This window comes from Phocaeicola fibrisolvens, from assembly GCF_025567125.1.
GTDB classification, from domain to species: Bacteria; Bacteroidota; Bacteroidia; order Bacteroidales; family Bacteroidaceae; genus Phocaeicola; species Phocaeicola fibrisolvens.
This window is the reverse complement of sequence record NZ_JAOQJI010000106.1, coordinates 1-711: the sequence shown is the minus strand read 5'-3', so window position 1 is coordinate 711 and position 711 is coordinate 1. Positions and strand designations below refer to the sequence as shown.

Here is a 711-nt window from a genome sequence, read left to right as displayed (position 1 = left end):
CATATCGTGAAGTTCAGGAAGATAATAGAAGTTATGCAGTCCGTTAATACTTAGCATAAGCCCTCCAGTTTCTCCACCAGCGTTTTCAGCCCCTGATAGTCTAAGCCTTTCTTCTGAATGCACAAGCCTTCACGTGTTTTTATCGTCACCATGATGCTTCCTTTATGGGGAGTTGTACGTTTGGGCTTGTCTTTAGCAACATCCTGCCGTTCTTCATTGCCTGTCCGAATCAACTCTTCCGGAATTCCTTCCACTTCTACAGGTACAACTTTCTTCTGTGCCTTCTTGAACCAGTCATAGAATGCCGTGTAAGGAATGTTGTTGCTAATACAGAATGAGTTGATGGAAACTCCTTTGGGCTCACCCTCGGTTTTGTATAGGAACCACAGTCTTTCAAAGTCTTTTTCGCTAAACATAATCTTTCAAGTTTTAAGTTTAGCACGAAGGTATGGGAAAGAGCCATGCTAGTCAATACGCCAATTTTGGAAGTTTAAGTTCATAATGATTTTGATTTTAATAACTCACATATTTATCACTCTGTTATTTAGATTGATTCAACTTAGATTCGTAATAGAATTCAATTGGCTTTTATAATATACTGATTATCATGATGTATAAAAAGTGTGCATATTCCGGAGCATACCCGTTCACATTCCGGTAGCCTATAAAGCATAAAAATAGCCTTTAAAAGCACAATTTTATATCCGTTCA

Annotated in this window: 1 protein-coding gene; it reads right to left on the bottom strand. The window is 38.1% G+C overall.

Features of this window, described 5'->3' with window-relative positions:
* Positions 1–50: 50 nt before the first annotated feature.
* A complete protein-coding gene (locus OCV81_RS17705; RefSeq protein WP_148331135.1) occupies positions 51–416 on the bottom strand; it encodes a hypothetical protein in 366 nt (121 codons plus the stop codon).
* Positions 417–711: the final 295 nt, after the last annotated feature.

Bases quoted from the DNA above. Each gene is read 5' to 3' on its own strand.
- OCV81_RS17705 (WP_148331135.1), bottom strand. From the start codon at position 416: ATGTTTAGCGAAAAAGACTTTGAAAGACTGTGGTTCCTATACAAAACC.